Source organism: Klebsiella sp. F11 (genome assembly GCF_056712265.1).
The window spans coordinates 4607660-4627917 of record NZ_CM160060.1 but is presented as its reverse complement, the minus strand read 5'-3'; the positions used below and the strand labels follow the sequence as shown (position 1 = coordinate 4627917).

The following is a 20258-nucleotide window of genomic DNA, read 5'->3' as shown; positions in this document are numbered from 1 at the left end:
TGCGCCGGGGCGGAGCCTTAGCGAAAACGCATTGACAGATCGAGCGCGCGGACGTGCTTGGTCAGGGCGCCAACGGAGATGTAATCGACGCCGGTTTCGGCAAATTCGCGGATAGTATCGAAGGTGACGTTGCCGGAGACTTCCAGCGCGGCCTGGCCGTTGGTACGTTTCACCGCTTCGCGCATCAGGTCGAGGGTGAAGTTATCGAGCATGATGATATCGGCCCCGGCCTTCAGGGCTTCATCCAGCTCATCAAGGGATTCAACCTCAACTTCTACCGGCACGTCCGGATGCAGCCAGAAGGCCTTCTCGACGGCCTGGCGCACGGAGCCGGAGGCGATAATGTGGTTCTCTTTGATCAGGAAGGCATCGAACAGCCCCAGGCGGTGATTGGCGCCGCCTCCGCACAGGACCGCGTACTTCAGCGCGGTACGCAGGCCGGGCAGGGTTTTACGGGTATCGAGCAGCTGGGTTTTGGTGCCCGCCAGCAGATCCACGTAGCGGCGCACCTCGCTGGCGACCCCGGAGAGGGTCTGCACGAAGTTCAGCGCGGTACGCTCGCCGGTCAGAAGCAGGCGGGAAGGGCCCTGCAGCTCAAACAGCGGCTGATCCGCCTTGACCGCGTCGCCATCGTCAACCAGCCAGGTGACGCTAACGTCGTCGCCGGCCAGCTGAATAAAGACCTCCTCCACCCAGCGCTTGCCGCAAAACACGCCGTCTTCGCGCGTAATGACCACCGCGTGCGAACGCGCGCTTTCCGGCAATAATTGCGCGCTAATATCGTTGCGAGCGTCAACTTCGCCGCCTAAATCTTCGCGCAGGGAGTGGGCTACGGCATCGGTAATATCGAGGTTAATTCGTTCCAGCAGCGCGTCACGGCGGCGGTCGGGGTTGTAGCGACGAGGCGACATGATAAAGCTCCAGATAGATAAGATTCAGAAGTGGGAAACATGCTAACCTGAACGGCGTTTCTACACCATATACTCTTCATCCTTCAGGCTATTGCAGCGCCGGCGGAGGTTGAGGCGGGGCGGCCATAGCAGGACACCGGACATCTTCGCGGATGACGCATTTTCCGCCCGCCGGCTGCGGCGATCGGCCCCGAACGAATGTGTTTATGATAATCGGCATTCCCGGGCCATGGGCGGCCCGGGAGCATGCGTTAGCGAAAGGAGACTCCGCAATGCAGTTGAACGGAGGATGGCTGGTGGGCGCGCGTCGGGTACCTTCGCCGCACCATGATTGCCGCCCGGATGATGAAACCCCCTCTCTGCTGGTGGTGCATAATATTAGCCTGCCGCCGGGTGAATTTGGCGGTCCGTGGATTGATGCTCTGTTCAGCGGCACGCTCGATCCCAACGCGCATCCCTATTTTGCCGGGATCGCTCAGCTGCGGGTTTCGGCACATTGTCTGATTCGCCGCGATGGTGAAATCGTGCAGTATGTACCTTTCGATAAGCGCGCGTGGCACGCCGGCGTATCCTGCTATCAGGGGCGCGAGCGCTGCAACGACTTCTCCATTGGTATTGAGCTGGAAGGAACGGACACGCTGGCCTATACCGACGCGCAGTATCAGCAGTTGGCCGCGGTTACGCGGCAGCTGACCGCGCTCTATCCGGCCATCGCTGAAAACATGACCGGCCATAGCGATATCGCGCCGGTGCGTAAAACGGATCCCGGCCCGGCGTTTGACTGGGCAAAATTTCGCGGTCTGCTGACCGCTTCGTCAGATAAGGAGATGCCATGACGTTGTTTTCTACGCTGCTGGTTCTCATCGCCGAACGCTTGTTTAAGCTGGGCGAGCACTGGCAGCTCGATCATCGCCTCGAGGTTCTGTTTCGCCGCGTGAAGCACTTCTCGCTGTTCGGCACGCTGCTGATGGCGGCGGTGGCGATGGTCGCGGTGTACATTATTCAGCGCCTGCTGCACGGCGTGCTGTTTAACGTTCCGCTGCTGGTGTTCTGGATCCTGCTCGGCCTGCTGTGCATTGGCGCCGGCAAAGTTCGCCTGCACTATCACGCCTACCTGAAGGCCGCTTCCCGCAATGATAAGCATGCCAGCGACGCGATGGCCAGCGAGCTAACGCTTATCCACGGCGTTCCGCCGGGCTGCGACAACCGTGAATATCTCAGCGAGCTGCAGAATGCGCTGCTGTGGATCAACTACCGCTACTACCTTGCGCCGCTGTTCTGGTTTGTGGTCGGCGGGCCGTGGGGACCGATCACCCTGATTGGCTACAGCGTCCTGCGCGCGTGGCAGTCGTGGCTGGCCCGCTATCAAACGCCGCACCATCGTTTACAGTCAGGAATTGATGGTATTTTGCACGTCGTGGACTGGGTGCCGGTGCGGCTGGTTGGCGTGGTTTACGCGCTGGTGGGGCACGGCGAGAGGGCGCTACCCGCGTGGTTCGCTTCGCTGGGCGATCGCCATTCGTCGCAGTATCAGGTACTGACGCGCCTGGCGCAGTTCTCACTTGCCCGTGAGCCGCATGTCGATAAGGTCGAGACGCCGAAAGCGGCCGTTTCAATGGCCAAGAAAACGTCGCTGGTGGTGGTGGTGATTATGGCCCTGCTGACGATTTACGGCACGCTGATTTAAGCGCCCGCCGTTGGGTTTGTCTCCGCAAGCGGGATGCCAAAATCAGGCATCCCGTTTTTTTGCCGGACGATCCGCTTCAGCCGCGCATCGTGGCCAGGAACGATATGGACAGAACGACTGATGTGCGGGAAGCTTGAGGGGGCTGTGCCCGCGAAGATACGGCGGGCACAGCGTTTAGCGATGTATTAGTGCGCTTTTACGGCGCTGGCGCTTTTTTGCTTGACCAGGTAGCCGACGCCGAGAATGGCAATCCACACCGGGATCAGGTAGACGGAGATGTCCATGCCCGGGGTGATCAGCATGATGTACAATACCGCAGCCATGAACAGCAGGCAGATCCAGTTACCGACCGGATAGAACAGGGCCGGGAAGCGGGTAACCACGCCCTGCTGCTGTTTTGCGCGACGGAACTTCATATGCGCCAGGCTGATCATCGCCCAGTTAATTACCAGAGCGGAAACCACCAGCGCCATCAGCAGACCAAACGCCGATTCCGGCGCGAGGTAGTTAATCAGCACGCACAGCGCGGTCACCACGGCGGAAACCAGGATGGTGTTCACCGGCACGCCGCGCTTGTCGACGTTCATCAGCGCTTTCGGCGCGTTACCCTGCTGGGCAAGGCCGAACAGCATCCGGCTGTTGCAGTAAACGCAGCTGTTATACACCGACAGCGCGGCGGTCAGCACCACCACGTTCAGCGCGTTGGCAACGAAGGTATCCCCGAGCTCGTGGAAGATCAGCACAAACGGGCTGGTGTCTGCGGTTACGCGCGTCCACGGCAGCAGGGAGAGCAGCACCGCCAGCGAGCCCACGTAGAAAATCAGAATACGGTAGATAACCTGATTGGTGGCTTTGGGAATGCTCTGCTCGGGGTTATCCGCTTCCGCCGCGGTGATCCCAACCAGCTCCAGGCCGCCAAACGAGAACATGATGATGGCCATCATCATCACCAACCCGGTGAAGCCGTGCGGCAGGAAGCCGCCCTGATCCCACAGGTTGCGTACGGTTGCCTGCGGGCCGCCGTTGCCGCTGAACAGCAGCCAGCCGCCGAACAGAATCATCGCCACAACGGCAACGACTTTAATAATGGCGAACCAGAACTCCATCTCGCCGAAGACCTTCACGTTGGTGAGGTTGATGGCGTTAATGGCCACGAAGAAGATCGCCGCAGAGACCCAGGTCGGGATCTCCGGCCACCAGAACTGGACGTATTTTCCGACCGCCGTCAGCTCGGCCATGGCGACCAGCACGTACAGCACCCAGTAGTTCCAGCCGGAGGCAAAGCCGGCAAAACCGCCCCAGTACTTGTAGGCGAAATGGCTGAATGAACCTGCCACCGGCTCTTCCACCACCATCTCACCGAGCTGGCGCATAATCAGAAAAGCAATAAAACCGGCGATGGCATAGCCAAGGATAATGCCGGGACCTGCCGACTGGATAACGGACGCGCTGCCCAGGAACAGACCGGTACCGATAGCGCCGCCCAGAGCAATGAGCTGTATATGGCGGTTTTTCAGGCCGCGCTTTAGCCGATCGCCTTGCTGTTGACCTTCCATCATGAAACCTCGTGTGTGGTTATTTTGCGTTTACGCTTCATCCTTCAGGCTGTTGCTTTATTGTCGACTCCTGCCAGATAGCATAGCTATCTCTATTGCAGAGAGTTGATGACCAGCCCTGTTATACGTGATTCAGCGTCGACATTATTGTGTTGTGTAATTATGAAATTCCGTTTCTGTATTAATTTCTTTACGAAAGGCGGAATATAAAATCACTAAAAGGCCTTTTGTATCATGGAGAATAGTGATAAGTGCGGGCGAATGCACCTGCTTTATGAAGGGGTGATGACGAAGCGAGCAAAAAGAAAGCATTTGTAAATAGAGCAGCGGCAGGGGGCTTTACCCCTAATGACTATCTACGCAGTAAAACTGAATTTAAAGACGCTTTTTTGCCTGTTGAATCGGTTCATATGGCGTATTTTTCGTTTCATAAAAGTTAACGCTACTTCCAATGGGGTAAAGACGTCATTTGTGAGAAGTTACAATTCTGAAATGTTATTTCTGTAAGGTTGTTAAAATGTGCCTGCTTTACTGATTTCAATCAAAACCTGTATGGACAGAAGGTGAATACTTTGTTACTTTACCGCTACGAACTGCAAATTGGTAAGACCAATTGACTACGGGCTAATGGCAGAGACAGGGAATATGGCCTACAGCAAAATCCGCCAACCAAAACTATCTGATGTGATAGAGCAGCAGCTTGAGTTTTTAATCCTTGAGGGGACCTTGCGCCCCGGTGAAAAACTCCCGCCTGAACGCGAACTGGCTAAACAGTTCGACGTTTCCCGTCCCTCGCTGCGTGAGGCGATTCAACGCCTCGAAGCCAAGGGCCTGTTGCTTCGTCGCCAGGGCGGTGGAACTTTTGTACAGAGCAGCCTGTGGCAGAGCTTCAGCGACCCGCTGGTTGAGCTCCTGTCCGATCACCCTGAATCCCAATTCGACCTGCTGGAAACCCGTCACGCGCTTGAAGGCATCGCGGCTTATTACGCGGCGCTGCGCAGCAATGATGCCGACCGCGAACGCATTCGCGAGCTGCATCAGGCCATTGAGCGGGCTCAGCAGTCCGGCGATCTTGACGCCGAATCCGATGCCGTCGTCCAGTATCAAATTGCCGTCACCGAAGCGGCGCATAATGTTGTGCTGCTGCATCTGCTACGCTGCATGGAGCCGATGCTGGCGCAAAACGTTCGCCAGAACTTTGAATTGTTGTACGCCCGTCGGGAAATGCTCCCGCAGGTCAGCAATCATCGCACTCGTATTTTCGAGGCGATAATCGCCGGGGAGCCGGAGCTGGCGCGTGAAGCGTCGCATCGACACCTGGCGTTCATTGAGGAAATTTTGCTGGATCGTAGCCGTGAGGAGAGTCGTCGAGAACGCTCACTGCGTCGTTTACAGCAACGAAAGGATGAGAACTCCGGTTCTTAAGCGCCATTTTTTAGAGCGCGGCAACTAAACGCAGAACCTGTCTTATTGCGCTTTTAGTTTCAGTTGCCCTAAATAATTCGGCTTGTATCGCGGCGGTAAGCGTCGGAATTCCCGGGAGCATAGCTAACTATGTGACCGGGGTGAGGACGAGAAGCCAACAATGAGACAAGCCGAAGTATGACGGGCAAAGAGTGCAATGGGACAGGTTCCAGATTAATCAACGATTAGATAGATAAGGAATACCCCCCATGTCAGAACGTTTACCAAATGACGTGGATCCGATCGAAACTCGCGACTGGCTACAGGCGATCGAATCGGTCATCCGTGAAGAAGGTGTTGAGCGTGCTCAGTATCTGATTGACCAACTCCTTTCTGAAGCCCGCAAAGGCGGGGTGAAGGTTGCTGCTGGCACATCTACGGGCAGTTACGTCAACACTATTGCCGTTGAAGATGAACCGGAATACCCGGGGAATCTGGATCTGGAACGTCGCATTCGTTCTGCGATTCGCTGGAACGCCATCATGACCGTTCTGCGCGCATCGAAAAAGGATCTTGAGCTGGGCGGCCACATGGCTTCCTTCCAGTCCTCCGCGACCTTCTATGAAGTGTGCTTCAACCACTTCTTCCGCGCGCGTAACGAGCAGGACGGCGGCGACCTGGTTTACTTCCAGGGCCACATCTCCCCGGGCGTATACGCACGTGCGTTCCTCGAAGGCCGTCTGACCGAAGAGCAGATGAACAACTTCCGTCAGGAAGTTCATGGCAAAGGCCTCTCTTCCTACCCGCACCCGAAACTGATGCCGACCTTCTGGCAGTTCCCGACCGTATCCATGGGTCTGGGGCCAATCGGTGCAATCTACCAGGCTAAATTCCTGAAATATCTGGAACACCGTGGCCTGAAAGATACTTCCAAACAAACCGTTTACGCCTTCCTGGGCGACGGCGAGATGGACGAGCCGGAATCTAAAGGCGCTATCACCATCGCGACCCGTGAAAAACTGGATAACCTGGTCTTCGTCATCAACTGCAACCTGCAGCGTCTGGACGGCCCGGTCACCGGTAACGGCAAAATCATTAACGAGCTGGAAGGCATCTTTGCCGGTGCCGGCTGGAACGTTATCAAGGTTATCTGGGGCGGCCGCTGGGATGAGCTGCTGCGTAAAGACACCAGCGGTAAGCTGATTCAGCTGATGAACGAAACCGTTGATGGCGACTACCAGACCTTCAAATCCAAAGACGGTGCCTACGTCCGCGAGCACTTCTTCGGTAAATATCCGGAAACCGCAGCGCTGGTTGCCGACTGGACTGACGAGCAGATCTGGGCCCTGAACCGCGGCGGTCACGATCCGAAGAAAGTCTTCGCCGCGCTGAAAAAAGCGCAGGAAACCACCGGCAAAGCTACCGTCATCCTGGCCCATACCATCAAAGGTTACGGCATGGGTGATACCGCTGAAGGTAAAAACATCGCTCACCAGGTTAAGAAAATGAACATGGACGGCGTACGTTACGTCCGCGATCGTTTCAACGTGCCGGTTGCCGATGCCGATATCGAAAAACTGCCGTACGTGACCTTCCCGGAAGGTTCCGAAGAGCACACCTATCTGCACGGGCAGCGTGAGAAGCTCCACGGCTACCTGCCGAGCCGTCAGCCTAACTTCGATGAGAAGCTGGAGCTGCCGACCCTGGAAGATTTCGCTCCGCTGCTGGAAGAGCAGAACAAAGAAATTTCTACCACCATCGCCTTCGTTCGAGCCCTGAACGTGATGCTGAAGAACAAGTCTATTAAAGACCGCTTGGTGCCGATCATCGCCGATGAAGCGCGTACCTTCGGTATGGAAGGCCTGTTCCGTCAGATCGGTATCTACAGCCCGAACGGCCAGCAGTACACCCCGCAGGACCGTGAGCAGGTTGCTTACTATAAAGAAGACGAGAAAGGTCAGATCCTGCAGGAAGGGATCAACGAACTGGGTGCCGGCGCATCCTGGCTGGCTGCTGCGACCTCTTACAGCACCAACAACCTGCCGATGATCCCGTTCTACATCTACTACTCCATGTTCGGGTTCCAGCGTATCGGCGACCTGTGCTGGCAGGCAGGCGACCAGCAGGCTCGCGGCTTCCTGGTAGGTGGGACTTCCGGTCGTACCACGCTGAACGGCGAAGGTCTGCAGCACGAAGATGGCCACAGCCATATTCAGTCTCTGACTATCCCGAACTGTATCTCCTACGATCCGTCCTACGCGTACGAAGTTGCCGTCATCATGCACGATGGCCTGGAGCGTATGTACGGTGAGAAACAAGAGAACGTTTACTACTACATCACCACGCTGAACGAAAACTACCACATGCCGGCAATGCCGGAAGGCGCTGAGGAAGGTATCCGTAAAGGTATCTACAAACTCGACACCCTCGAAGGTAGCAAAGGTAAAGTTCAGCTGCTGGGTTCCGGTTCTATCCTGCGTCACGTGCGTGAAGCCGCAGAGATTCTGGCGAAAGACTACGGCGTAGGTTCCGACGTCTACAGCGTAACCTCCTTCACCGAGCTGGCGCGCGATGGCCAGGACTGTGAGCGTTGGAACATGCTGCACCCGCTGGAAACCCCGCGCGTACCGTACATCGCTCAGGTGATGAACGACGCACCGGCCGTGGCTTCTACCGACTATATGAAACTGTTCGCCGAGCAGGTTCGTACCTATGTACCGGCTGATGATTACCGCGTACTGGGTACCGACGGCTTCGGTCGCTCTGACAGCCGTGAAAACCTGCGTCACCACTTCGAAGTAGATGCTTCCTACGTGGTTGTTGCGGCGCTGGGCGAACTGGCTAAACGTGGTGAAATCGATAAGAAAGTTGTGGCAGAAGCAATCGCCAAATTTAACATCGATGCAGATAAAGTTAACCCGCGTCTGGCGTAAGAGGTAAGAGAATAATGGCTATCGAAATCAATGTACCGGACATCGGGGCTGATGAAGTTGAAATCACCGAAATCCTGGTCAAAGTTGGCGACAAAGTTGAAGCTGAACAGTCGCTGATCACCGTAGAGGGCGACAAAGCCTCTATGGAAGTCCCGTCTCCGCACGCTGGCGTTGTTAAAGAGATCAAAGTCTCCGTTGGCGACAAAACCGAGACCGGTAAACTTATCATGATTTTCGATTCCGCCGATGGTGCAGCAGCCGCTGCACCTGCGCAGGAAGAGAAAGCAGCAGCGCCGGCTCCGGCCGCTGCACCGGCTGCGGCCGCGGCGAAAGACGTGCACGTGCCTGATATCGGCGGCGATGAAGTTGAAGTCACCGAGATCATGGTTAAAGTGGGCGACACCGTTACGGCTGAACAGTCACTGATCACCGTTGAAGGCGACAAAGCGTCAATGGAAGTTCCGGCTCCGTTCGCGGGTACCGTGAAAGAGATCAAAGTCAGCACCGGCGACAAAGTTTCTACCGGCTCGCTGATTATGGTCTTCGAAGTGGCGGGTGCGGCACCTGCTGCGGCACCGGCGCAGGCTGCTGCTCCGGCAGCGGCGGCTGCACCAGCGGCTTCCGGTTCTAAAGAAGTCAACGTACCGGACATCGGCGGCGACGAAGTTGAAGTGACCGAAGTGATGGTTAAAGTGGGCGACAAAGTTGCCGCTGAACAGTCACTGATCACCGTTGAGGGCGACAAAGCCTCGATGGAAGTTCCGGCTCCGTTCGCGGGTACCGTGAAAGAGATCAAAATCAGCACCGGCGATAAAGTCTCCACCGGTTCGCTGATTATGGTCTTCGAAGTGGAAGGCGCGGCGCCTGCTGCGGCTCCGGCGGCAGCTGCTCCGGCACCTGCGGCGGCTGCACCGGCTCCGGCTGCGAAAGCGGCGGCGCCAGCGGCGAAAGCCGAAGGCAAATCCGAGTTCGCTGAGAACGACGCCTACGTCCACGCGACTCCGCTGATCCGCCGCCTGGCGCGCGAATTTGGCGTGAACCTGGCGAAAGTGAAAGGCTCCGGTCGTAAAGGCCGCATCCTGCGCGAAGACGTTCAGGCCTACGTGAAAGACGCCGTTAAACGCGCTGAAGCAGCGCCTGCTGCCGCGACCGGCGGTGGTATCCCGGGCATGCTGCCGTGGCCGAAAGTGGACTTCAGCAAGTTTGGTGAAGTTGAAGAAGTCGAGCTGGGCCGTATCCAGAAAATCTCTGGTGCTAACCTGAGCCGTAACTGGGTGATGATCCCGCACGTTACGCACTTCGACAAAACCGACATCACTGACCTGGAAGCGTTCCGTAAGCAGCAGAACGCGGAAGCCGAGAAGCGTAAGCTGGACGTGAAATTCACCCCGGTGGTCTTCATCATGAAAGCGGTGGCCGCTGCCCTTGAGCAGATGCCTCGCTTCAACAGCTCCCTGTCCGAAGATGCGCAGCGTCTGACGCTGAAAAAGTACATCAACATCGGTGTTGCGGTTGATACGCCTAATGGTCTGGTTGTTCCGGTCTTCAAGGACGTGAACAAGAAGAGCATTACCGAGCTGTCCCGTGAGCTGACGGTGATCTCTAAGAAAGCGCGTGACGGTAAGCTGACCGCTGGCGAAATGCAGGGCGGTTGCTTCACCATCTCCAGCATCGGCGGCCTGGGTACTACCCACTTCGCGCCGATTGTTAACGCGCCGGAAGTGGCTATCCTCGGTGTGTCCAAATCCGCGATGGAACCGGTATGGAATGGTAAAGAGTTCGTTCCGCGTCTGATGATGCCGATCTCTCTCTCCTTCGACCACCGCGTGATCGACGGTGCTGATGGTGCTCGCTTTATTACCATCATCAACAATACCCTGAGCGATATTCGCCGCCTGGTGATGTAAGCGCAAAGCCGGCCTGACGGCCGGCTTTTTTCTGGTAACCTCCCGTGCGTTTTGGGGTTATCGGCAATCAAAGGACAAAATCGTTTGCCGTTTGTTGTTTCAAAATTGTTAACAATTTTGTAAAATGCAGGCGGATAGAACGTCCCGGTGGATATAAGGGTATTAATATACATACCCTATGGATTTCTGGATGCAGCAAGGCAGCAAGCGCCAGAGTCCCCAGCAGCTTACTTAAGTAAGTGGCTGGGGTGAAGGCGTGAAGCTAACGCAGTTGCGGCCTGAAAGACGACGGGTATGACCGCCGGATACTAACTACAGAGGTCATGATGAGTACTGAAATCAAAACTCAGGTCGTGGTACTTGGGGCTGGTCCCGCAGGTTATTCTGCTGCCTTCCGTTGCGCTGACTTAGGTCTGGAAACCGTCATCGTCGAACGTTACAGCACCCTGGGCGGTGTTTGTCTGAACGTCGGCTGTATCCCTTCTAAAGCGCTGCTGCACGTTGCTAAAGTTATCGAAGAAGCAAAAGCGCTGGCCGAACACGGTATTGTTTTTGGTGAGCCGAAAACCGATATCGACAAAATTCGTACCTGGAAAGAGAAAGTTATCACTCAGCTGACCGGCGGTCTGGCCGGCATGGCCAAAGGCCGTAAAGTTAAAGTGGTAAACGGTCTGGGTAAATTTACCGGGGCTAACACCCTGGAAGTTGAAGGCGAAAACGGCAAAACCGTGATCAACTTCGACAACGCGATCATCGCGGCGGGTTCCCGTCCGATCGAACTGCCGTTCATTCCGCATGAAGATCCGCGCGTGTGGGACTCCACCGACGCCCTCGAACTGAAATCCGTACCGAAGCGCCTGCTGGTTATGGGTGGCGGTATCATCGGTCTGGAAATGGGTACCGTTTACCATGCGCTGGGTTCAGAGATTGACGTGGTTGAAATGTTCGACCAGGTTATCCCGGCTGCCGATAAAGACGTGGTGAAAGTCTTCACTAAACGCATCAGCAAGAAGTTCAACCTGATGCTGGAAACCAAAGTGACCGCCGTTGAAGCAAAAGAAGACGGCATCTACGTTTCGATGGAAGGCAAAAAAGCCCCGGCTGAAGCGCAGCGTTACGACGCCGTGCTGGTAGCTATCGGCCGCGTGCCGAACGGTAAAAACCTCGATGCGGGCAAAGCCGGCGTTGAAGTTGACGACCGCGGCTTTATTCGCGTTGATAAGCAGCTGCGTACCAACGTACCGCACATCTTCGCGATCGGCGATATCGTCGGTCAGCCGATGCTGGCGCACAAAGGCGTTCACGAAGGTCACGTTGCCGCAGAAGTTATTTCTGGCCTGAAGCACTACTTCGACCCGAAAGTGATCCCGTCTATCGCCTATACCGAACCGGAAGTTGCCTGGGTTGGTCTGACCGAGAAAGAAGCGAAAGAGAAAGGCATCAGCTACGAAACCGCCACCTTCCCGTGGGCGGCATCCGGCCGTGCGATCGCTTCCGATTGTGCAGACGGTATGACCAAGCTGATCTTCGACAAAGAGAGCCACCGCGTTATCGGCGGCGCGATTGTCGGCACCAACGGCGGCGAGCTGCTGGGTGAAATCGGTCTGGCTATCGAAATGGGCTGTGACGCAGAAGACATCGCTCTGACTATCCACGCGCACCCGACTCTGCACGAGTCCGTTGGCCTGGCGGCGGAAGTCTTCGAAGGTAGCATCACCGATCTGCCGAACGCGAAAGCGAAGAAAAAGTAACTTTTTCTTTCCGACAAAAAGCATAAGCGGCTCTGTGAGCCGCTTTTTTTATGCCTGATGTTTAGATCTGTGTCTGCATTCATAACCTGCTACAGGTTATAGATACTTTGACAATAATTGCGAAGTAAACTTATAGCTGGTTAATTATTAGTGGGGTGGGTTATGAAACTATTTTTAACAACGACGTTGTTAGCGGCAACGCTGGCATCCGTTATGGCCTGTGCCGCCGATCCTTCCATTCCGTGGGCTGACAACAGCGGCGGCACGGAAAATACGCATATCGCCACGATGGGGCAGAACCTGAATACGCAGCACCAGGCGATCAGCAAAACGAGTGAAGGCGTCTGGGCGGCGAACTCGGGCAGCATCAAGGATGATGAAGCCGCATTGAGCAGCACTAAGCCGGCATTTAGCGGCTACCCGCAGCTGATGCCGCATCAGGGCTAAAATCGCTTCAGCCTCTCAGATGCCCGGCGCAGGCTGAGGCGCCGGGCATGTTTTATGCCTTTTCCCCTGAAAGGGCGCGCCAGCCGCACGACGGGATGAGACGGCCGATTTTGCCGAAATATTGCCCAGTCCCCGACGGCGGTATGAAATTTATATACCGGGAAAGCGGTGTAAAGGCTGCAAAATCCTGCCCTTAACGATTCAGCTAATTTTTAATGTTGCTTTTTTGTAAACAGATTAACACCTTCCCAAAATCCTGCTATGCTGCCGACGCGGTATCGGGCATTTACCCTACAAACTGCTGTCTCACAGGAGCGTGAAGAGAATCGCCTACCGCATTTTACAATGAGAGCGAGGAGAACCGTCGTGCTAGAAGAATACCGTAAGCACGTAGCTGAGCGTGCCGCCGTTGGGATTGTTGCCAAACCCTTAGATGCTACCCAAATGGCCGCGCTGGTAGAACTGCTGAAAAACCCGCCAGCGGGTGAAGAAGAATTCCTGTTAGACCTGTTAATTAACCGCGTACCGCCGGGCGTCGACGAAGCCGCCTACGTTAAAGCCGGATTCCTTGCCGCCATCACCAAAGGTGAAGCGACCTCCCCACTGGTTACCCCTGAAAAAGCCGTTGAACTGCTGGGCACCATGCAGGGCGGCTACAACATTCATCCGCTGATTGACGCGCTGGACGATGCTAAACTGGCTCCGATTGCCGCCAAAGCCCTGTCCCATACGCTGCTGATGTTCGATAACTTCTATGATGTAGAAGAGAAAGCAAAAGCGGGTAACGAACACGCTAAGCAGGTGATGCAATCCTGGGCCGACGGCGAGTGGTTCCTGAGCCGCCCGCAGCTGGCGGAAAAAATCACCGTCACCGTTTTCAAAGTTACCGGTGAAACCAACACCGATGACCTTTCCCCGGCGCCGGACGCCTGGTCCCGCCCGGATATTCCGCTGCACGCCCTGGCGATGCTGAAAAACGCCCGTGAAGGCATCGAACCGGATCAGCCGGGTTCAGTTGGCCCGATCAAGCAAATTGAAGCGCTGCAGAAAAAAGGCTTCCCGCTGGCGTATGTGGGCGACGTGGTCGGCACCGGTTCTTCGCGTAAATCCGCCACCAACTCCGTACTGTGGTTCATGGGCGACGATATCCCGAACGTGCCGAACAAGCGCGGCGGCGGCCTGTGTCTTGGCGGGAAAATTGCGCCAATCTTCTTTAACACCATGGAAGATGCGGGCGCACTGCCGATTGAAGTGGACGTCAATAACCTGAATATGGGCGACGTTATCGACGTGTACCCGTTCAAAGGCGAAGTGCGTAACCACGAAACCAACGAACTGCTGGCAAGCTTTGAGCTGAAAACCGACGTGCTGATCGACGAAGTCCGCGCCGGTGGCCGTATTCCGCTGATTATCGGTCGTGGCCTGACTACCCGCGCGCGCGACGCCCTGGGTCTGCCGCACAGCGACGTTTTCCGTCATGCGAAAGACGTTGCCGAAAGCACCAGCGGCTTCTCGCTGGCGCAGAAAATGGTTGGCCGCGCCTGCGGCGTTGCCGGCATTCGTCCTGGCGCCTACTGCGAGCCGAAAATGACCTCCGTTGGCTCCCAGGATACCACCGGCCCGATGACCCGCGATGAGCTGAAAGACCTGGCGTGCCTCGGCTTCTCCGCCGACCTGGTGATGCAGTCCTTCTGCCATACCGCGGCCTATCCGAAGCCGGTTGACGTCACCACGCACCATACTCTGCCGGACTTCATTATGAACCGCGGCGGCGTTTCGCTGCGTCCGGGCGATGGCGTTATCCACTCCTGGCTGAACCGCATGCTGCTGCCGGATACCGTCGGCACCGGCGGTGACTCCCATACCCGTTTCCCGATCGGTATCTCCTTCCCGGCGGGCTCTGGTCTGGTGGCGTTTGCCGCGGCAACCGGCGTAATGCCGCTGGATATGCCGGAATCCGTGCTGGTGCGCTTCAAAGGGAAAATGCAGCCGGGGATCACCCTGCGCGATCTGGTTCACGCCATCCCGCTGTACGCTATCAAGCAGGGCCTGCTGACCGTTGAGAAGAAAGGTAAGAAAAACATCTTCTCCGGCCGCATTCTGGAAATCGAAGGTCTGCCGGATCTGAAGGTTGAACAGGCGTTTGAGCTGACCGACGCCTCCGCCGAGCGCTCTGCGGCCGGCTGTACCATCAAGCTGAACCAGGAGCCGATCGTTGAGTATCTGAACTCCAACATCGTTCTGCTGAAGTGGATGATTGCCGGAGGTTACGGCGATCGCCGCACCCTGGAGCGTCGCGTTCAGGGGATGGAAAAATGGCTGGCGGATCCGCAGCTGCTCGAAGCCGATGCGGATGCGGAATATGCCGCGGTTATCGACATCGATCTGGCGGATATCAAAGAGCCGATCCTCTGCGCGCCGAACGATCCGGACGACGCTCGTCTGCTGTCCGACGTTCAGGGTGAGAAGATCGACGAAGTCTTTATCGGTTCCTGTATGACCAACATCGGCCACTTCCGCGCCGCAGGTAAGCTGCTGGATAGCCACAAAGGCCAGCTGCCGACCCGCCTGTGGGTGGCTCCGCCAACCCGTATGGATGCGGCTCAGCTGACCGAAGAAGGCTACTACAGCGTATTTGGTAAGAGCGGCGCGCGTATCGAAATCCCGGGCTGCTCCCTGTGCATGGGCAACCAGGCGCGCGTAGCCGACGGCGCGACGGTGGTTTCCACCTCAACCCGTAACTTCCCGAACCGTCTGGGGACCGGCGCGAACGTCTACCTGGCTTCCGCAGAGCTGGCGGCCGTGGCTTCGCTGCTCGGCAAGCTGCCGACGCCGGAGGAGTACCAGACCTTCGTGGCGCAGGTCGATCAGACGGCGGTGGATACCTATCGCTACCTGAACTTCAACCAGCTGGATCAGTACACTGAAAAAGCGGATGGGGTTATTTTCCAGACCGCGGTATAAGGTGACGCGTCAGTCCGTCTGACGAATTGCCTGTAAACTCGCCAGTGCCCGGTGAACATTGCAGCGCCGGGCATTTTTATTTCCAATCCTTCATCCTCCGCGCTTTTTTTCTCCCCCGCTGCTGCGATAATTACCCTATGGGTACAGTGCAGCGTGACGCATTGCCCTTGCAGAGGAAGAGACTATGGATTACGAATTTCTGCGCGATATTACCGGAGTGGTAAAGGTGCGGATGGCAATGGGCCACGAAGTGGTGGGGCACTGGTTTAATGAAGAGGTGAAGGATAATCTCGCCCTGCTGGATGAAGTGGAACAGGCCGTGCGGACCGTAAAAGGCAGCGAGCGCTCCTGGCAGCGTGCCGGACATGAATACACGTTATGGTTAGACGGCGAGGAGGTCATGATCCGCGCTAACCAGCTGGAAATTACCGGCGATGAAATTGAAGAAGGGATGAGCTACTACGACGAAGAGAGCTTCTCCCTCTGCGGCGTTGAAGATTTTCTGCTGGTGGTGCGGGCCTATCGCGACTTCCTGCAAAATAAGTGAGGCGCGGGCGCGCCCCTGAATCCTTACACCAGGTGCAGCTGCGCGGGCAGTTCGCGCAGCTGGGCCTGAATTGCGCCGGGCAATGCGCTATCGGTAATCATGTCGCTCAGGTCGCTTAGCTGAGCGACGCAGAACAGCGACCAGGCGCCATATTTGCTGCTGTCGGCCAGCATCACCCGGCGGCGGGCGTTGGCCAGCAGATCCTGCTTGAGACCGGCTTTCTCCTCCGTCGGGGTGGTGATTCCCTGTTCCAGACTCCAGCTGTTACAGCTGACGAAGGCGATATCCGGGTACAAATTGCGCAGCAGTCGCCGGCCGTGCTCGCCGATGCAGGACTGGCTGCTGTCATCGATGCGCCCGCCGATAATCGTCACTTCAATTTGCTTAAATTCCGACAGAAATAACGCGATGCGCAGATCCGCGGTGATCACCCTCAGCGGCAGATGCGTGAGCTGCCGCGCCAGCTCCATCATGGTGGTGCCGGCGTCCAGCACCACCGCGTCGCCGGGGCGAATCAGGGACAAGGCGTGCTGCGCGATGGCCTGTTTTTCCTTCAGGCTGCGCTGCTGTTTCTCCGTCGTGGTCGGCTGAGCGGGGATAAAACGGTTCAGCGCCACGCCGCCGTGGCTGCGATTAATCACGCCGCGCTCATCCAGCTTGATCAGGTCGCGGCGAATGGTCGCGGGAGACGCATCAATCGCGCCGACTAACTGTTCCACAGTGACCAGATTATGGCTTTTCAGATACTCCAGAATCTGGTCAAGACGATCTTGTCCCTTCATAGTGTCGATAGTATTACGCGAGTTGTAAGGCTAATTTAATGGAGATCGCCATGCTCTCAAACTTAGCTTTGCCTGTCCACGCAATATCAAATGCCGTACCGTGATCCGCGGAGGTGCGAATAAACGGCAGGCCGGCGGTAATATTAACGCCATCGTAGAAGCCCAGTAATTTCAGCGGGCTATGTCCCTGATCGTGGTACATGGCGACCACCATATCGTATTTGCCTTCCCAGGCCTGGAGAAAAACGGTATCCGGCGGGCAGGGGCCGTATACGTCAATGCCTTCGGCTTTCATCGTCTCGATAGCCGGGCTGACGGTGGTGATCTCTTCATCGCCGAACAGGCCGTGCTCGCCCGCGTGCGGGTTAACTCCCGCCACCGCGATACGCGGATGCGCGTAGCCCACGCGTTTAAGGAAGCTGTCCGCCAGACGAATCACGGTGCGGATACGCGGCTGGTTCAGGGTGTCGAGGAATTTACGCAGCGCGATATGGGTGGAAACGTGAATGACTTTGAGCTTGTCGGTATACAGCACCATCGCGTAATCCTGGCTGTGGGTCAGTTTCGCCAGCAGTTCGGTGTGGCCGGGATAGATATGGCCCGCCGCGTGCAGCGCTTCTTTATTCAGCGGCGCGGTAGCGATGGCCTGAACGTCGCCCGCCAGCGCCAGCTCGCAGGCGCGGGCAATGCAGCGGTAGGCGAGGTCGCCCGCTTCCGGCTGGATTTCGCCCGGACGTAGGGCCTGCGGGTCGGCCAGCGGCACATCCACCACGTGAATCACGCCCGGCGTGAAATGGGCGTCCTGCACCGCGGTGATTTCTTTCAGCTCAACCCGCGGCGTAATCCCCAGCGCCTGAATGCGCTGCAGGGTTTGCAAACACCCGACCACCACCGCCGGGCAGCCGGATAGTTCTCCCTCCGCCAGGGCTTTCAGAATAATTTCCGGGCCGATCCCCGCGGGGTCGCCCATCGTAACGGCAATCGCTTTAGTTACCACTGTACATCTCCTCAATAAAATTCAATGCATTGCATAATGTCCGGTCGTCGCCAAAACCGCCCGCTTTGGTGATCACCGGTAAATCGTCGATATCGCTGTTCACGAAGGTGCCGCACGGCACGCAGGGGGTCACTTCGCTGCTGATGCGGTATCCCTGCGCGCCGAGCGCCCGGGCGATGGCAATCGCAATATCGCCGCCGGTTAAAAACAGGCCGCCAATGCGGGTGCGCGCGATAATTTCCTGAGTAAGTTTCCCCAGCCAGTTGCCGATAGTTTCGCCCAGCTGCGTGCGGGTAAGCTGATAGCGCTGGCACAGCGCGTCGATGCGGCTGCGCGCCGCTTCGTCGCGGCAGGTACGCAGTACGCAGTGCTCGCCGCGATCGAGGATCGCCACCGCCTGCGCTATCAGCGGCTGAATGACCTGGCCGTCCGCGGCGGCGAGCAGGGACTCGACCTCAATATCGATAATGCTGAGGTGCTTCTCCTGCTCCGCGAGGATTATCTGGCGGCGGGTGGCTTCGCTCATCGAACCGGCGACCACCAGTACCGGCAAGCTTTTCACCGGATCGAGATACAGGCCAGCCGGTAGCGCGTTCGCCAGCCCGGCGGCGCCGACCTGTAAATACGGGAAATGCAGCGCGGCGACCGCGTCGGCAATCGCGCGCAGGTCTTCGTCGCTTTCACTGTCCAGCACCGCGATGCCCGCGGTGTCCGACGAGGCGGCGAGGGCGGCCAGATGCGGTATCAGCTGTCCGCCGCGAATCACGTCGAGGCCGATTTCATGCACGACGCGGGCGGATTGCTGCCCAATCACGGTCTTAATGCGCGATGAGGTAATCGGCGTTTTGGGGTCGCTGGCGAATTCGGTTTCGACCAGCGGCACCTGCCAGACCAGGCATTCGCCGTTCAGCGTGGTGCGCCCGGCGGCGGGAATTGCGGCGGCGACAATCGCCAGCCGCGCGCCGCTCAGCTGCAGGGCCGCGTCGATTTCCGCCCCGACGTTGCCGCGAAAAGTGGAGTCGATCTTTTTATAAATCAGCGGCGGCGCGACGCCTTCCCGGCACCAGGGCTGCAGCATGTCGTTCAGCGTCTGACGGGCTTTTTCTGCGGGTAGCGCGCGGCTTTCGGTATTGATAACCAGAACGTCGCTGCGCGGCTGGTGCCGGGAGGCGGTATTGAGCACCACTTCGGTGCGCGCCCCTTTTTTGGCCAGCTGAACTCCGGTGTCGTTGGCCCCGGTGAAATCATCCGCAATGACGATCATTTTCATGCTTGTTTTTCCGTCTGTTGGCTGGCCGCGGCGTTGCGTTTGGCAACCCAGGTGGTCAGCAAGGGCGCCAGCAGCGCGGTGGTGATCACCGACGCGGCGATCAGCGGCGTGGCGGCTTCCGCGATAGTGGCGAAGGAGGGGTCGACCTGGGCGATTGCCAGCGGGGTGGCGACGGCGTTCCCGGCGGTGCTGGAAGCAGCTGCGCCCGCAATGCCGCTGCCGCCGACCAGGCGATCGACGCGGATGTTAAAGAACCCGCCGACAAACGTGGTCAACACGCCGAGGCAGATCCCGGCCAGGCCGCCTTTCACCAGCATATCCAGGTTAATGTTGGCGCCCAGCGCGAAGGCGAATATGGGGATCAGCACCGGCGCGCCGCGGGTCAGGAAGTCGCGCATTTGCGGGTCAAGGTTACCGAGGATCATGCCGATAATAATCGGCACCAGTACCGCCAATAGCGCCATTAGCGGGATGTTGGCAAGCCCTGCCGCGCCGAGCGCGATCATTGTGAACAGCGGGCCGTCGCCCAGCGACAGGATTGAAATTGCACCGACATCGCGTTCGTTACCGTATTCGCCGACCAGCGCGGCGTATAGCCCGCCGTTGGCGTTGCTGAAGGCGACGATCACCGCCAGGCTGCTCAGCCCGAACAGGCCGTTGGCGCCGAACAGATGGTCGATGCCGAAGCCGATAATCACCCCGGTGAGCACTTTGGTTACCGTAATGGTGGTGCCCTGCAGCAACGCGCGCGGCGCGGCTTTAAAACTGATCCCCGCGCCCATGCACAGCAGGAAGGCGCCGATCAGCGGCAGGGCGCCGTGTTTGAACAGCGCGGTGGTGAAGCCGCCGATCTCCAGCACTTTCGGAGCGAAGGTGTTGAGGAGCGCCGCCAGAATCAGCGGCACCAGCATCATTCCCCCCGGTAATTTTTCGATGGTACTTTTGATTTTCATTCTGCCCTCTTTGATTTTATTTAATCATAATGATTATATTTAATCAATCAGGAGTAAAAATGAGATCTGGATCGATATTCAGCGAAGAAGTGATCAAATTAAATCACTATCAGTCTTTTTTGATTTATTTTATTCATTTCGCGATGCGT

The 20258-nt window shown here is 57.3% G+C and carries 15 protein-coding genes; 9 read left to right on the top strand and 6 right to left on the bottom strand.

What is annotated here, in order from left to right; genetic code table 11:
* Positions 1-17 precede the first annotated feature (17 nt).
* The gene (gene nadC / locus AC1M2H_RS22785; RefSeq protein ID WP_480149159.1) at positions 18-911 is read right to left on the bottom strand and encodes a carboxylating nicotinate-nucleotide diphosphorylase; all 894 of its coding nucleotides are present in this window, start codon (positions 909-911) and stop codon (positions 18-20) included.
* Positions 912-1183: 272 nt separating this feature from the next.
* On the opposite strand from nadC, the gene ampD reads away from it, so the two are divergent.
* Together ampD and ampE are read left to right on the top strand one after the other, a co-directional pair.
* On the top strand, positions 1184-1747 hold the full coding sequence (ampD, locus tag AC1M2H_RS22780; protein ID WP_426813072.1) for a 1,6-anhydro-N-acetylmuramyl-L-alanine amidase AmpD: 564 nt from the start codon (positions 1184-1186) through the stop codon (positions 1745-1747).
* Entirely contained in the window at positions 1744-2598 is an 855-nt protein-coding gene (gene ampE / locus AC1M2H_RS22775; RefSeq protein WP_045859866.1) for a beta-lactamase regulator AmpE, read from the top strand. The genes ampD and ampE overlap by 4 nt, the downstream gene beginning before the upstream one ends.
* Before the next feature lie 185 nt (positions 2599-2783).
* Here the strand turns inward: ampE and aroP are convergent, their stop codons facing one another.
* The gene (gene aroP / locus AC1M2H_RS22770; protein ID WP_480149158.1) at positions 2784-4157 is read right to left on the bottom strand and encodes an aromatic amino acid transporter AroP; all 1374 of its coding nucleotides are present in this window, start codon (positions 4155-4157) and stop codon (positions 2784-2786) included.
* A gap of 642 nt (positions 4158-4799) precedes the next feature.
* Here aroP and pdhR point away from each other — a divergent pair.
* The 7 genes from pdhR (at position 4800) to yacL (ending at position 16107) form a co-directional block, all read left to right on the top strand.
* Positions 4800-5579, top strand: a complete 780-nt coding sequence (gene pdhR, locus AC1M2H_RS22765) for a pyruvate dehydrogenase complex transcriptional repressor PdhR (protein ID WP_480149157.1) — start codon at positions 4800-4802, stop codon at positions 5577-5579.
* A 248-nt stretch (positions 5580-5827) separates the two neighbouring features.
* A complete protein-coding gene (aceE, locus tag AC1M2H_RS22760; RefSeq protein WP_480149156.1) occupies positions 5828-8491 on the top strand; it encodes a pyruvate dehydrogenase (acetyl-transferring), homodimeric type in 2664 nt (887 codons plus the stop codon).
* 14 nt (positions 8492-8505) lie between these two features.
* A complete protein-coding gene (aceF, locus tag AC1M2H_RS22755) occupies positions 8506-10398 on the top strand; it encodes a pyruvate dehydrogenase complex dihydrolipoyllysine-residue acetyltransferase (protein WP_480149155.1) in 1893 nt (630 codons plus the stop codon).
* A 326-nt stretch (positions 10399-10724) separates the two neighbouring features.
* Positions 10725-12149 (top strand): dihydrolipoyl dehydrogenase, encoded by a 1425-nt coding sequence (gene lpdA / locus AC1M2H_RS22750; protein ID WP_480152020.1) that lies wholly within the window; start codon positions 10725-10727, stop codon positions 12147-12149.
* A gap of 162 nt (positions 12150-12311) precedes the next feature.
* Positions 12312-12596, top strand: a complete 285-nt coding sequence (locus AC1M2H_RS22745; RefSeq protein WP_480149154.1) for a hypothetical protein — start codon at positions 12312-12314, stop codon at positions 12594-12596.
* Positions 12597-12962: 366 nt separating this feature from the next.
* A complete protein-coding gene (gene acnB, locus AC1M2H_RS22740) occupies positions 12963-15560 on the top strand; it encodes a bifunctional aconitate hydratase 2/2-methylisocitrate dehydratase (protein ID WP_480149153.1) in 2598 nt (865 codons plus the stop codon).
* 184 nt (positions 15561-15744) lie between these two features.
* Positions 15745-16107 (top strand): protein YacL, encoded by a 363-nt coding sequence (gene yacL / locus AC1M2H_RS22735; RefSeq protein WP_480149152.1) that lies wholly within the window; start codon positions 15745-15747, stop codon positions 16105-16107.
* A gap of 23 nt (positions 16108-16130) precedes the next feature.
* On the opposite strand, the gene AC1M2H_RS22730 is transcribed toward yacL, so the two are convergent.
* The 4 genes from AC1M2H_RS22730 to AC1M2H_RS22715 are packed head-to-tail and all read right to left on the bottom strand — an operon-like array spanning position 16131 to position 20109.
* Positions 16131-16889, bottom strand: coding sequence for a DeoR/GlpR family DNA-binding transcription regulator (locus AC1M2H_RS22730; RefSeq protein WP_480149151.1), 759 nt, complete (start codon positions 16887-16889; stop codon positions 16131-16133).
* Between the two features lie 13 nt (positions 16890-16902).
* On the bottom strand, positions 16903-17886 hold the full coding sequence (locus tag AC1M2H_RS22725; RefSeq protein ID WP_480149150.1) for a D-threonate 4-phosphate dehydrogenase: 984 nt from the start codon (positions 17884-17886) through the stop codon (positions 16903-16905).
* Positions 17876-19156 (bottom strand): D-threonate kinase, encoded by a 1281-nt coding sequence (gene dtnK, locus AC1M2H_RS22720; RefSeq protein ID WP_480149149.1) that lies wholly within the window; start codon positions 19154-19156, stop codon positions 17876-17878. Before dtnK ends, AC1M2H_RS22725 begins: the two co-directional genes overlap by 11 nt.
* The gene (locus AC1M2H_RS22715) at positions 19153-20109 is read right to left on the bottom strand and encodes a 2-keto-3-deoxygluconate permease (protein WP_426813063.1); all 957 of its coding nucleotides are present in this window, start codon (positions 20107-20109) and stop codon (positions 19153-19155) included. The genes dtnK and AC1M2H_RS22715 overlap by 4 nt, the downstream gene beginning before the upstream one ends.
* Positions 20110-20258: the final 149 nt, after the last annotated feature.